Raw genomic sequence first — 13138 nt, 5'->3', positions numbered from 1 at the left:
CACCTCGGGCTCGATGATCGAGGCCTCGATGGATCTTGGCGCCGACGGCTTCCAGACCTTCCGGCATGTCGTGCTGCCCAACATCGCCACCGCGCTGCTCGCCGGCGGTATGCTGGCTTTCGCGCTGTCCTTCGACGAGGTCATTGTCACCACTTTCACCGCCGGCCAGCAGCAGACCGTACCGATCTGGATGCTGGAAGAGCTGATCCGCCCGCGCCAGCGCCCGGTCACCAATGTCGTGGCCATGGTCGTGGTGCTGGTGACGCTGCTTCCGATCCTCTTTGCCTATTACCTGACCCGCGACGGCGACCAGATCGCCGGGAGTGGAAAATGAAAACAGCGAATAGGGAGTAGCGAATAGCGAATAGGGGACATCGAAGGTCAAACCCTATCCGCTACTCGCTATTCGCTACTCGCTCCTACAAAGGGAGAAACCCACATGGACACCCAGATGCTGATCGGCTCGAAATTCGAGAAGGGCACCGAGACCGAGGAGCCGATCCTCAATCCGAAGGCCGGGGCGACCATTCTCAACCTTCCCGAGGCGAGCCAGGCGCAGATCGAGGCGGCTGTCAGCGCGGCCGAACGGGCGTTCGTCTCGTGGTCGCGCACCACGCCGGCGCAGCGCTCCGGTTATCTCCTCAGGATCGCCGACCGCATCGAAGCAGAAGCCAGGGAGTTCGCTACGCTGGAGGCGCTGAACTGCGGCAAGCCGATCAATGCCGTGCTCAACGACGAAATCCCGGCGATCGTCGACTGCTACCGCTTCTTCGCTGGAGCCGTTCGCTCCATGCCAGGCGTCGTCGCCGGCGAATACCTGCCTGGCCACACCTCGATGGTCCGGCGCAACCCGATCGGCATCGTCGCCTCCATCGCGCCGTGGAACTATCCGTTGATGATGATGGCCTGGAAACTGGCGCCGGCGATCGCCGGCGGCAACACGGTGGTCTTCAAGCCGTCGGAGCAGACGCCGTTGACCGCCCTGAAACTGGCGACGGTCCTTGCCGACGTGCTGCCCGAGGGTGTCGTCAATGTCGTGCTCGGCCGCGGCGACAGCGTCGGCAACACACTGATCAACCACCCCAAGGTCAACATGATCTCGATCACCGGCGATGTCGCCACCGGCAAGAAGGTGCTGCAGGCGGCCGCCAAGTCGGTCAAGCGCACGCACCTGGAACTCGGCGGCAAGGCGCCGGTCATCGTCTTCGACGACGCCGACCTCGGCGCGGTGGTCAACGGGCTGCGGGCCTTCGGCTACTACAATGCCGGCCAGGATTGCACCGCCGCCTGCCGCATCTATGCCGGCAAGAAGGTCTACGACAAGCTCGTCGCCGACCTGTCGTCGGCCGTCTCGACCATCAAATACAATCTGCCTGACGACACCGAGAACGAGATCGGCCCGCTGATCTCGCGCCGCCAGCGCGACCGCGTATCGAGCTTCGTGGAGCGCGCCTCGGAACTGAAGCACATCGAGATCACCACCGGCGGCAAGCCGGGCGAGGGCACCGGCTTCTACTATCAGCCGACCGTCGTCGCCGGCGCCCTGCAGGAGGACGAGATCGTGCGCCGCGAAGTGTTCGGCCCGGTCGTCTCCATCACCCGCTTCACCGACGTCGACGAGGCGGTGAACTGGGCCAATGACAGCGACTATGGTCTTGCTTCATCGGTGTGGACGAAGGACGTTTCGCGCGCCATGTCGACCGCCGCCCGCCTGCAATATGGCTGCACCTGGATCAACACTCACTTCATGCTGACCAACGAGATGCCGCATGGCGGCTTGAAACAGTCCGGCTACGGCAAGGACATGTCGCTCTACGCACTCGAGGACTACACCGCCGTGCGGCATGTGATGGTGGCGCATGGCTAGGTATTCCCTTCTCCCCGTTCACGGGGAGAAGGTGGCCCGAAGGGCCGGATGAGGGGCGGTGCAAACCTCCGTCACCGTGGTCGACCCACGTGCCGGGAAGCCGCCTCAACCCTATCCCTGCGACGCCGCCGCGTCGCCGGGAGACGGCTTGAGCCCGAGCTTGAGATCGGCCTCCGCCGGCGTGATCGGCCGCTTGATCCTGGCGGACGCGGCGATGACGAGTTCATCGAAATTCTCGGTGCCTGCGTCAAGCATCTCGAAAAACTGCCGGCGCATGCGTGGCTCCCAGAATTTGTTGATGTGATCCGCCACGCCCGCCACGCCTTCCTCGCGCGGCCTGGAGTGGAAAAAATCCGCGATCTGGTTGGCCATCCGCACCAGCTTTTCCTTGGTGCTCATGATGTGATCTTCGTCATGCGACATGCTGGGCAACTCCCGGGGCCACCCGGTCGGGGTGGGTGAAAACATCGAAATCGTCGCCGCGCACCAGCGCCACCAGCGTCATGCCGGCGGCTTCGGCGGTGCGGATGGCAAGTGCTGTCGGCGCCGAGACCGCGATGATGAAGGCCGAACCGATCGCCGCCGTTTTCTGCACCATCTCGACCGATACGCGCGATGTCACGACGACGGCGCCCGAAGCGCCGTCCATGCCGGCCTTCGCCAAGGCACCCGCCAGCTTGTCCAGCGCATTATGGCGGCCGACATCCTCGCGCGCCATGACGACGCCCTTGCCGGGAATGTAGAAGCCTGCCGCGTGGACCGCTCCGGTCTCGCTGTGCAGCGGCTGCAGCTTGGAAAGAAGCCTTACGGAACGGGCGATATCGTCGGCATCGAGCGTAAGCTTTGACGCACCGACGGCATCGACGGAGCGCATTGCCTCCTCGATGGATTCTATCCCGCACAAGCCGCAGCCGACCGGGCCGGCAAGTCTGCGCCGCCGTGCTTCGAAGCGCGTATTGGCCTGGTCCTTGAGCCGGATCTGGATGTCTATGCCGGCGCCGTGGTCCTCGACCTCGATCGCCTCGATTTCCTCGGGCTCTCCGATAATGCCTTCGGTCAGTGAGAAGCCGAGCGCAAAATCCTCGAAGTCGGCCGGGCTTGCCATCATCACCGCATGCGTCGTGCCGGCGAACGAGAACGCCACCGGCGTCTCCTCCGGCACCATCCGGTTGGCCGCCGCAGTCCCGGTGGCGCGATGCGCCAGCCGGGATATCTGCGTCGTTGCTTTGCGGCCGGCGGCCAAGTCTACTCCGCCGCCTGCAGCGGAGCGATGCGCCGGCTCTGCTCGGCCTGCTCGTTATAGTCGCGCTGCCACTCGGTCGGGCCGTTGGAAGCACCGACCTGAACAGCCGTGACCTTGTACTCCGGACAGTTGGTTGCCCAATCGGAGAAGTCGGTGGTGATGACGTTGGCCTGCGTGTCCGGGTGATGGAAGGTGGTGTAGACCACGCCGGGCGAAACCTTGTCGGTGATCAACGCCCGCAGTGTGGTTTCACCCGAGCGGCTGGTCAGCCGTACCCAGTCACCATCCCTCAGGCCACGGTTCTCGGCATCATGCGGATGGATTTCCAGCCGGTCTTCCGAGTGCCACATGACGTTGTCGGTACGCCGCGTCTGCGCGCCGACATTGTACTGGCTGAGGATGCGGCCGGTGGTCAGCAGCAGCGGGAAGCGTGGTCCGGTCTTCTCGTCGGTAGCCACATATTCGGTGCGGATGAACTTGCCCTTGCCCCGTACGAAGCCGTCGACGTGGACGATCGGCGTGCCGAGCGGCGCCTTGTCGTTGCAGGGCCACTGCACCGAGCCCATTTCCTCGAGATAGGCATAGGAAACCTTGGCGAAGCTCGGCGTGGTCTTGGCGATCTCGTCCATGATTTCGGACGGATGCTGGTAGTTCCAGTCGAGCCCCATGGTCTGCGCGAGCTTCTGCGTCACTTCCCAGTCGGCCAGGCCGTTCTTCGGCGACATCACCTTGCGGACGCGGTTTATGCGGCGCTCGGCGTTGGTGAAGGTCCCGTCCTTCTCAAGGAAGGTCGAGCCGGGCAGGAAGACATGCGCGTAGTTCGCCGTCTCGTTGAGGAACAGGTCCTGCACGACAACGCATTCCATGGCGGCAAGGCCGGCGGCGACATGCTTGGTATCGGGATCCGACTGCAGGATGTCTTCGCCCTGGACATAGAGACCCTTGAACGAGCCGTCGACGGCGGCATCCAGCATGTTGGGGATGCGCAGGCCCGGCTCGTCGTCCAGCTTCACGCCCCACAGGCTTTCATAGATGTCGCGCACCGCATCGCCCGAGATATGGCGATAGCCCGGCAGCTCGTGCGGGAACGAACCCATGTCGCAAGAGCCCTGCACATTGTTCTGGCCGCGCAGCGGGTTAACGCCGACGCCCTTGCGACCGATATTGCCGGTCGCCATGGCAAGGTTGGCGATGGCGATGACGGTGGTCGAGCCCTGGCTGTGTTCGGTGACGCCGAGGCCGTAATAGATCGAGCCGTTGCCGCCGCGCGCATAGAGCCGGGCAGCGCCACGAATCAGGTCCGGGTCGACATTGGCGAGCTTGCCGACCACTTCGGGGCTGTTTTCCGGCAACGCCACGAACGAGGCCCAGTCCTGGAATTCGTCCCAGTCGCAGCGTTCGCGAATGAAGGCCTCGTTGAACAGGCCTTCGGTTACGATGACATGCGCCAGCGAGGTGACCACGGCGACGTTGGTGCCCGGCTTCAGCGGCAGATGATACTCGGCTTCGATATGCGCCGACTTGACCATCTCGGTGCGGCGCGGATCGAGCACGATCAGCTTGGCGCCCTTGCGCAGCCGCTTCTTCAGACGCGAGGCGAACACCGGATGCGCCGACGCCGGATTGGCGCCGATCACCATCACCACATCGGTGTGTTCTACCGAATCGAAATCCTGCGTGCCGGCCGAGGTGCCGAAGGTCTGGCCGAGACCATAGCCCGTCGGCGAGTGGCAGACACGGGCGCAGGTGTCGACATTGTTGTTGCGGAAGCCCTGACGGATCAGCTTCTGCACCAGATAGGTTTCCTCGTTCGTGCAGCGCGAGGAGGTGATGCCGCCGATCGAAGTGCGGCCATACTGGTACTGGATGCGGCGGAACTCGTTGGCGGTATGGGTCAGCGCCTCTTCCCACGACACTTCGCGCCAGGGATCGGAAATCTTCTCGCGGATCATCGGCTTCAGGATGCGATCCTTGTGGGTCGAATAGCCATAGGCGAAGCGGCCCTTGACGCAGCTGTGGCCGCGATTGGCCTTGCCGTCCTTGTAGGGCACCATGCGCACCAGTTCGTCGCCGCGCATCTCGGCCTTGAACTGGCAGCCGACGCCGCAATAGGCGCAGGTGGTGACCTTCGAATTCTCCGGCTGGCCGATCTGGATCAGCGACTTTTCCGACAGGGTCGCCGTCGGGCAGGCCTGCACGCAGGCGCCGCAGGACACGCATTCGGAATCGATGAAAGGCTGATGCATGCCGGGCGAAACGCGGCTGCCGAAGCCGCGGCCCTCGATGGTCAGCGCGAAGGTGCCCTGCACCTCTTCGCAGGCGCGCACGCAGCGCGAGCAGACGATGCATTTCGACGGATCATAGGTGAAGTACGGGTTGGATTCGTCCTTCGCCATCCAGCGGAAGTTCTCGACGCCGTCATTCTTCTTGAAGACGTGGTTGTCGCCCTCATAGCCGTAACGGACATCGCGCAGCCCGACGACGCCGGCCTGGGTCTGCAATTCGCAATTGCCGTTGGCAGCACAGGTCAGGCAGTCGAGCGGATGGTCGGAAATGTAGAGTTCCATCACGCCGCGGCGGATGTCCTTGAGTTTGCCGGTCTGGGTGTGCACCACCATGCCCGGCGCCACCGGCGTCGTGCAGGAGGAGGGGGTGCCGTTACGGCCCTCGATTTCGACCAGGCAGAGCCGGCAGGACCCGAACGCATCGACCATGTCGGTGGCGCAAAGCTTCGGGATGGCGATGCCCGCCTCCATCGAGGCGCGCATGATCGAAGTGCCTTCCGGTACGGTGACGGTGAAGCCGTCGACCGTCAGCGTCACCTGCTTTTCGGAGGTCGAGGCCGGGGTGCCGAAGTCGATTTCCTGAATGAGACCCATTGTATGGCTCCTATTCTGCTGCTTCGGCGACGGGTGCCGGTTTGAAATCATCGCGGAAATGGGTGAGCGCGCTCATGACCGGGTAGGGCGTGAAGCCGCCAAGCGCGCAGAGCGAACCGAACTTCATGGTGTTGCAGAGGTCCGTGACCAGAGCGATGTTCTTCTCCGGCTCGATGCCGCCGGCGATCTTGTCGATGGTCTCGACGCCGCGCGTCGAGCCGATGCGGCAGGGCGTGCACTTGCCGCAGCTTTCGATGGCGCAGAATTCCATGGCAAAGCGCGCCTGCTTCAGCATGTCCGCCGTGTCGTCGAACACGGTGATGCCGGCATGGCCAATCAGCCCGTCCTTGGCGGCGAAGGCTTCATAGTCGAACGGCGTGTTGAACAGCGCCCGCGGGAAATAGGCGCCGAGCGGGCCTCCGACCTGCACCGCCTTGACCGGCCGGCCGGTTGCCGTGCCGCCGCCGATGTCGTCGACGATCTCGCCCAGCGTCATGCCGAAGGCAGCCTCGAACAAGCCACCATTCTTGACGTTGCCGGCGATCTGGATCGGGATCGTGCCGCGCGAGCGGCCCATGCCAAAATCCTTGTAGAAGGCCGCGCCCTTATCCATGATGATGGGCACGGAAGCTAGGCTGATGACGTTGTTGATCACCGTCGGCTTGCCGAACAGGCCCTGGATCGCCGGCAGCGGCGGCTTGGCGCGCACCACGCCGCGCTTGCCCTCCAGGCTGTTCAGGAGCGAGGTTTCCTCGCCGCAGACATAGGCGCCGGCGCCGACGCGGATTTCCATGTCGAACGCATTGGGCGAACCCAGAACATTGAGCCCGAGCACCCCGGCCTTGCGGGCGACCTCGACAGCCCTGTTCATCATGGCCACCGCATGCGGGTATTCCGAGCGGATATAGACGAAACCCTTGGTCGCGCCGGTGGCGACGCCGGCGATCGCCATGCCTTCGATCAGCACGAAGGGGTCGCCTTCCATGATCATGCGGTCGGCGAAGGTGGCGCTGTCACCCTCATCAGCGTTGCAGACGATGTATTTCTTGTCGGCGGTGGCGTCGAGCACCGTCTTCCACTTGATGCCGGTCGGGAAGCCGGCGCCGCCGCGCCCGCGCAGGCCGGACTCGGTGACCTGCTTGACGACATCTGCCGGCGCCATCGCCACCGCGTTCTGCAGGCCTTTCAGGCCGCCGAGCGACTTGTAGGCGTCGAGCGACAGCGGATCGTTGATGCCGCAGCGAGCGAAGGTCAGGCGTGTCTGCTTGGCCAGGAACGGAATCTTGTCGGGGGCGCCGAGCCAGCGCTTGTGATGGCCGCCGGTGAGGAAGCCGCTGTCGAACAGGCTCTTGACGTCGGACGGCTTGACCGGCCCGTAGGCGACACGGCCCTTGGCGGTCGCGACCTCGACCATCGGCTCCAGAAAATAGGCGCCGCGCGAGCCGTTGCGCACGATCTTGGCCTCGATGCCACGTTCGGCGAGCTCACTGGCAATTGCCTTGGCGACCTTTTCGGCGCCCAGCGCCAGCGCGCCGGAATCGCCCGGAATATAGATGCGCGGGATCATGAGCGCGCCTCCGCGACGATTTCTTCGAGCTTTTCGTCATCGAGCCGGCCGATCACCTGGCCGTCCAGCATCGCCGAGGGCGCGCAGGCGCACAGGCCAAGGCAGTAGACCGGCTCCAGGGTGACCGATCCGTCGCGGGTCGTCTCGTGGAAGCCGATGCCCAGCAACTGCTGGAGCTTGGCGGCAACGGCGTCCGAGCCCATCGACTGGCAGGCTTCCGCCTGGCAGACTTTCAGCACATGCCGGCCGGCCGGATGGCTGCGGTAATCATGATAGAAGGTGACGACGCCGTGGACTTCCGCATTGGAGATGTTCAGCGCTTCGGCGATCACCGGTAGCGACGCCTGCGGCACATGGCCGAATTCTTCCTGGATGCCGTGCAGGATCGGCAGCAGCGGGCCTTCGAGGCCCTTCATCTCGTGAATGATCGCGGCGGTGCGCGATGCGATCTCGGTACTTGCGGCCTGCATCGTCATGCAGTGCCCTCCCTGGGTCGTTGCGTCTAGCGCTAAGTGCTTAAGAAATCAGAGGAAACCTCGGAAATCAATAAAGCGGTATCGTCGCTCGATAGAAAATTCCTATCAAGCGGCCTCAGCCTGCATTGTCTAACCTAGCGATGGGTGCGGAAATCGTCTGCCAGCGCCATCGCCTCGTCCAGCAGCGCCTGCACCAGCGGCGTGTGCGGCTCGCGCGGCGCCGCCACCAGCCCGACCGTGTGGCTGGCATCCGGCTCGACGATTGGAATGGCCCGGATCGGCTCGGAAAAGCCGAATGTTTCCGCCAGGTTGAGCGGCATGATTGATGACCATTTGCCGGTCCGGATATGCGAGAACAGCACGATCATCGAATTGGATTCCAGCGTCGGCCGCACCTGCACGCCGGCCTCGGCCAGATGCTGGTCGATGATGCGGCGGTTCTGCATGTCCGGCGTCAACAGGCAGAGCGGCAGGCTCGAAAGCTCGGCCCATGTCACTTTGTCGCGGTCGGAGTAGGGGTTTCCGACCGCCGTTATCAGTTGATAGCGCTCGTCATAGAGCGGCACGCTGGTTACCCGGCCGAGCGGTTCGTTGTCGAGATAGGTGATGCCGGCGTCGACGTCGAAATTGCCGAGCAGCGACAGCACCTCGATCGAGGTTCGCGACAGGATCGAGAAGGTGACGCCCGGATGCTTTTCACGAAACGGCGTCGTCAGCCGCGCCACCATGGCGAGCGCGGTTGGGATGGCGGCAATGCGGATGCGGCCGGAAAGGCCGTGGCGCGCCGCGCGCATCTCCTCGCGCATAGTCCTGGAATCGCCGACGATCCGGCGTGCCCAAACCAGCACCTGCTTGCCTTCGGGTGTGAGTCCCTGGAAACGCGATCCGCGATTGACCAGCATGACGCCGAGTTGCCCCTCGAGCTGTTTGATGCCGGCCGACAGCGTCGGCTGGGTGACGCCGCACACTTCCGCGGCGCGGCCGAAATGTTCTTCCTTGGCCAGCGCGATGAAGAATTCCAGCTTGTCGATCATGCCAGTCTTTCAATCATGCCGGTCAATCATCGTTGAGAGGCTGCCATAGCAGCAGGCGCCTGTCAGCATCAAAGCGATCGCTTGGTTCTGCCTTGAAACTGCATTATCTCAGGCCAGCCGCCGTCTTAGGTTAGCCATCGCTGAGGAATGCCGTCATGTCCGTCACCAAGGAAATCGTCACCGAGCGTCTGAAGACGGTCAACGGGCCTGACTTTACCGGCAACATCGTCGATCTAGGCATGGTCTCGGAGATTTTCATCGCCGATTCGAAAGTCTTCTTCTCGATCACCGTTCCCGCCGCCCGGGCCCAGGAAATGGAGCCGTTGCGCGCCGCCGCCGAACGGGTGGTGAAGGCTATCCCTGGTGTCGCCGGCGCCGTCGTGGCGCTGACGGCGGAAAAGAAAGGCGGCGGCATGGAAGCGCCAGTTCCGGCCCGTCCGGTGCCGAGACCCGCGCCGCCGGCCCCGCCCGCAGCCGCGCCGCGTCCCGCTCCGCACGCCCCGCCCTCGCATAGCCAGGGCAAGCGCGGGGTGCCCGGCATCGAGGCGATCATCGCCGTTGCCTCCGGCAAGGGCGGCGTCGGCAAGTCGACCACAGCCGTCAACCTCGCGCTTGGCCTTGCCGCCAACGGCCTGCGCGTCGGCGTGCTCGACGCCGACATCTACGGCCCATCCATGCCCAAGCTGCTCAACATCCATGGCCGGCCGCAGACGGTCGACGGCAAGATCCTGAAGCCGATGGAGAATTACGGCCTCAAGGTAATGTCGATGGGCTTCCTCGTCGACGAGGAGACGCCGATGATCTGGCGCGGCCCGATGGTGATGTCGGCGCTTGCCCAGATGCTGCGCGAGGTCGAGTGGGGCCGGCTCGACGTGCTCGTCGTCGACATGCCGCCCGGCACCGGTGACGCCCAGCTGACCATGGCCCAGCAGGTGCCGCTGGCTGGCGCCGTCATCGTTTCGACGCCGCAGGATCTCGCCCTGATCGATGCCCGCAAAGGTTTGAACATGTTCAGGAAAGTCGACGTGCCGTTGCTCGGCATCGTCGAGAATATGAGCTATTTCATCGCGCCGGACACCGGCAAGCGCTACGACATCTTCGGCCATGGCGGGGCGCGCCGCGAAGCCGAGCGGCTCGGCGTCACTTTCCTAGGTGAAGTGCCGCTGGAGATGGGCATCCGCGAAAGCTCGGACGCCGGCGCGCCGGTTGTGGTCTCTAAGCCCGATGGGCCGGCGGCGAAGACCTATCGCGAGATTGCGTCCAGGGTCTGGGACCGGGTCAATGAGGAACGCGGCGCCGCCGAAGCGGCGGTGCCGAGTATCGTATTCGAGTAGCGCGGATACCCCCTCCCTCAAGGGGGAGGGTCAAGCGCCCACCTTCTCACCAAACGTCGAGAAAAACTGCCCTGCCAGTTTCTTCGATGTCGATTCGATCAATCGGCTGCCAAGCTGCGCGATCTTGCCGCCGACTTCCGCCTTGGCGGTGTATTTTAGCACCGTGGCATCCGGCCCGTCCTCGGTCAGCGTCACGTCGGCGCCGCCCTTGGCAAAGCCGGCGATGCCGCCCTTGCCTTCGCCCTGGATCGTGTAGGCGTGCGGCGGCTTCAGGTTCTTCAGCGTCACCTCGCCCTTGAAGGTCGCCTTGATCGGCCCGATCTTCAGCACCACGGTCGCCGCCATTTCTGTCGGTGAATTCATGTCCAGGCTCTGGCAGCCGGGAATGGCCTGTTTTAGGATTTCCGGATCATTCAGCGCCTCCCAGACCTTCTGGACAGGGGCTGCGATGCGTTCTTCGCCTTCCATCACCAAAGCCATGAATATCTCCCGGCGCTATTCCAAAAAGGCGTAACGTAGGGTCCAACGCAAGTCCACCGGCACCAAAGTCCTGATTCGGGCAGCACCTCCTCTTGCCTGTATCAGCGCGTTGTCCTAGGGATTTGTCATACAAATGCGGAGACCACGATGGCAGGCGCCCCCACCAGGAAGAAGAAATTTCGCTCGCAGGAGTGGTTCGACAACCCCGACAATCCGGGCATGACGGCGCTTTATCTTGAGCGCTACCTGAATTACGGCCTGACGCGCGCCGAGCTGATGTCGGGCAAGCCGCTGATCGGCATCGCCCAGACCGGCTCGGATCTGTCGCCCTGCAACCGGCACCATATCGAGCTTGCCAAGCGGGTGCGCGAAGGCATCGTCTCGATGGGCGGCATTCCTTTCGAATTCCCCTGCCATCCGATCCAGGAGACCGGCAAGCGTCCGACCGCGGCGCTCGACCGCAACCTTGCCTATCTCAGTCTCGTCGAGGTGCTCTACGGCTATCCGCTCGACGGCGTCGTGCTGACCATCGGCTGCGACAAGACCACGCCGGCCCTGCTGATGGCGGCCGCCACCGTCAACATTCCGGCCATCGCGCTCTCGGTCGGCCCGATGCTCAACGGCTGGCACAAGGGCAAGCGCACCGGTTCCGGCACCATTGTCTGGGAATCGCGCCAGCGCCTGTCGGCCGGCGAGATCGACTATGACGAGTTCATGGACATCGTCGCCTCCTCGGCGCCCTCCACCGGCTACTGCAACACGATGGGCACCGCCACCACGATGAACTCGCTGGCCGAGGCGCTCGGCATGCAGTTGCCTGGCTCGGCCGCCATTCCCGCGCCCTACCGCGAGCGCGGCCAGATCGCCTACGAGACCGGCAAGCGCATCGTCGACATGGTGCATGAGGACCTGAAGCCGTCCGACATCATGACGCGCAAGGCTTTCGAGAACGCCATCGTCGTCAATTCGGCCATCGGCGGCTCGACCAACGCGCCGATCCATCTCAACGCGATCGCCCGCCATCTCGGCGTGCCGCTCGACAATGACGACTGGCAGTCGATCGGCCTCAAGGTGCCGCTTATCGTCAACCTGCAGCCGTCGGGCGAATATCTCGGCGAAGACTATCATCATGCAGGCGGCGTGCCCGCCGTGGTGGCTGAACTGATGAAGGCTGGAATGCTGCCCCATCCCGATGCCCTGACGGCCAACGGCAAGTCGATCGGCGACAATTGCAAGGGCGTCGCCAATGAGAACGCCGACGTCATCCACAGCGTCGACAAGCCGCTGAAGGCCAATGCCGGCTTCATCAACTTCAAGGGCAATCTGTTCGATTCCGCGATCATGAAGATGAGCGGCATCTCGCCGGAATTCCGCGAGCGTTACCTGTCCAACCCGAACGATCCCGAAGCCTTCGAAGGCAAGGCGATCGTCTTTGACGGACCGGAGGATTACCACGCCCGCATCGACGATCCGGCGCAAGGCATCGACGAGCACACGATCCTGTTCATGCGCGGCGCCGGCCCGGTCGGCTATCCCGGGGGCGCCGAGGTCGTCAACATGCAGCCGCCGGCCTATCTCATCAAGAAGGGCATCCATTCGCTGGCCTGCATCGGCGACGGCCGCCAGTCCGGCACGTCGGGTTCGCCGTCGATCCTGAATGCCTCGCCGGAAGCCGCGGTCGGCGGCGGGCTTGCCTTGCTCAAGACGGGCGACCGCGTCCGCATCGACTTGAGGAAAGGCACCGCCAACATCCTGGTCAGCGACGACGAGATCGCCAAGCGGCGTGCTGCGCTGCAGGGCAATGGCGGCTATCACTATCCCAAGCACCAGACGCCGTGGCAGGAAATCCAGCGCGGCATGGTCGACCAGTTCGACCAGGGAATGGTGCTGAAGCCGGCGGTGAAATACCAGGATGTCGCGCATACAAGCGGCGTTCCCCGGGACAATCACTGATACGGCATCGCCGAACACCGTTTGCGCTGCCAGATTTGCCGACGGCCAGGTCTCCGGACCTGGCCGTTATGCATTGCTGAACCGGTGCCCTGACCACCAGCGTGTCGCGCTCCTGCTGGCGGCTCCTCGAAACCGGTTACGGTTCTGTGTGATTCATGCTTGTCTTATGACTTTCGCTGCCGAATGGGCGAAGAAGAGTCCGCTGGGAGAGGGTAGCCGCCCTCCCTCAGCGGCGAGGGTCGGATCGGTGAAATGCTGACCGTTTGACGGGTCGAGCTAGAGATTGATCGCCCTCGTCTTTCCCT

11 protein-coding genes are annotated in these 13138 nt (G+C 63.9%); 4 read left to right on the top strand and 7 right to left on the bottom strand.

Annotated elements, in window-relative coordinates:
* The coding region (locus J0I79_RS32630) for an ABC transporter permease subunit (protein ID WP_292869524.1) at positions 1-334 on the top strand (334 nt) is incomplete at its 5' end.
* 105 nt (positions 335-439) lie between these two features.
* Positions 440-1867, top strand: coding sequence for a gamma-aminobutyraldehyde dehydrogenase (locus tag J0I79_RS32625; protein WP_292869521.1), 1428 nt, complete (start codon positions 440-442; stop codon positions 1865-1867).
* Positions 1868-1978: 111 nt separating this feature from the next.
* Here J0I79_RS32625 and J0I79_RS32620 read toward each other — a convergent pair whose 3' ends face one another.
* The 6 genes from J0I79_RS32620 to J0I79_RS32595 form a co-directional block, all read right to left on the bottom strand.
* Positions 1979-2290 carry a formate dehydrogenase subunit delta gene (locus J0I79_RS32620; RefSeq protein ID WP_292869518.1) on the bottom strand — a complete coding sequence of 104 codons (312 nt, stop codon included), beginning with the start codon at positions 2288-2290 and terminating at the stop codon, positions 1979-1981.
* Positions 2280-3110 carry a formate dehydrogenase accessory sulfurtransferase FdhD gene (fdhD, locus tag J0I79_RS32615; RefSeq protein WP_292869515.1) on the bottom strand — a complete coding sequence of 277 codons (831 nt, stop codon included), beginning with the start codon at positions 3108-3110 and terminating at the stop codon, positions 2280-2282. Before fdhD ends, J0I79_RS32620 begins: the two co-directional genes overlap by 11 nt.
* Before the next feature lie 2 nt (positions 3111-3112).
* On the bottom strand, positions 3113-5989 hold the full coding sequence (gene fdhF / locus J0I79_RS32610; RefSeq protein ID WP_292869512.1) for a formate dehydrogenase subunit alpha: 2877 nt from the start codon (positions 5987-5989) through the stop codon (positions 3113-3115).
* Between the two features lie 10 nt (positions 5990-5999).
* Positions 6000-7556, bottom strand: coding sequence for an NADH-quinone oxidoreductase subunit NuoF (locus tag J0I79_RS32605; protein WP_292869509.1), 1557 nt, complete (start codon positions 7554-7556; stop codon positions 6000-6002).
* Positions 7553-8032, bottom strand: a complete 480-nt coding sequence (locus J0I79_RS32600) for a formate dehydrogenase subunit gamma (RefSeq protein WP_292869506.1) — start codon at positions 8030-8032, stop codon at positions 7553-7555. The genes J0I79_RS32605 and J0I79_RS32600 overlap by 4 nt, the downstream gene beginning before the upstream one ends.
* 134 nt (positions 8033-8166) lie before the next feature.
* Positions 8167-9066: a LysR family transcriptional regulator gene (locus J0I79_RS32595; RefSeq protein ID WP_292869503.1), complete on the bottom strand. Its 900-nt coding sequence runs from the start codon at positions 9064-9066 to the stop codon at positions 8167-8169.
* A 155-nt stretch (positions 9067-9221) separates the two neighbouring features.
* On the opposite strand from J0I79_RS32595, the gene J0I79_RS32590 reads away from it, so the two are divergent.
* Positions 9222-10400 carry an Mrp/NBP35 family ATP-binding protein gene (locus J0I79_RS32590; protein WP_292869500.1) on the top strand — a complete coding sequence of 393 codons (1179 nt, stop codon included), beginning with the start codon at positions 9222-9224 and terminating at the stop codon, positions 10398-10400.
* 30 nt (positions 10401-10430) lie between these two features.
* On the opposite strand, the gene J0I79_RS32585 is transcribed toward J0I79_RS32590, so the two are convergent.
* Positions 10431-10880: a carbon monoxide dehydrogenase subunit G gene (locus J0I79_RS32585; RefSeq protein ID WP_292869498.1), complete on the bottom strand. Its 450-nt coding sequence runs from the start codon at positions 10878-10880 to the stop codon at positions 10431-10433.
* 147 nt (positions 10881-11027) lie between these two features.
* Between J0I79_RS32585 and J0I79_RS32580 the strand changes: the two genes are divergently transcribed.
* Positions 11028-12833, top strand: a complete 1806-nt coding sequence (locus tag J0I79_RS32580) for an IlvD/Edd family dehydratase (protein WP_292869495.1) — start codon at positions 11028-11030, stop codon at positions 12831-12833.
* Positions 12834-13138 lie beyond the last annotated feature (305 nt).

The sequence above is a fragment of the Mesorhizobium sp. genome (assembly GCF_017306585.1).
Taxonomy (GTDB): Bacteria; Pseudomonadota; Alphaproteobacteria; order Rhizobiales; family Rhizobiaceae; genus Mesorhizobium.
Note: the sequence above shows the minus strand (reverse complement) of the source record. Positions and strands in the feature narration are given on the sequence as shown.

Bases quoted from the DNA above. Each gene is read 5' to 3' on its own strand.
- J0I79_RS32620 (WP_292869518.1), bottom strand. From the start codon at position 2,290: ATGTCGCATGACGAAGATCACATCATGAGCACCAAGGAAAAGCTGGTG.
- J0I79_RS32625 (WP_292869521.1), top strand. From the start codon at position 440: ATGGACACCCAGATGCTGATCGGCTCGAAATTCGAGAAGGGCACCGAG.
- J0I79_RS32595 (WP_292869503.1), bottom strand. From the start codon at position 9,066: ATGATCGACAAGCTGGAATTCTTCATCGCGCTGGCCAAGGAAGAACAT.
- J0I79_RS32600 (WP_292869506.1), bottom strand. From the start codon at position 8,032: ATGACGATGCAGGCCGCAAGTACCGAGATCGCATCGCGCACCGCCGCG.
- J0I79_RS32605 (WP_292869509.1), bottom strand. From the start codon at position 7,556: ATGATCCCGCGCATCTATATTCCGGGCGATTCCGGCGCGCTGGCGCTG.
- fdhF (WP_292869512.1), bottom strand. From the start codon at position 5,989: ATGGGTCTCATTCAGGAAATCGACTTCGGCACCCCGGCCTCGACCTCC.
- J0I79_RS32580 (WP_292869495.1), top strand. From the start codon at position 11,028: ATGGCAGGCGCCCCCACCAGGAAGAAGAAATTTCGCTCGCAGGAGTGG.
- J0I79_RS32585 (WP_292869498.1), bottom strand. From the start codon at position 10,880: ATGGCTTTGGTGATGGAAGGCGAAGAACGCATCGCAGCCCCTGTCCAG.
- J0I79_RS32590 (WP_292869500.1), top strand. From the start codon at position 9,222: ATGTCCGTCACCAAGGAAATCGTCACCGAGCGTCTGAAGACGGTCAAC.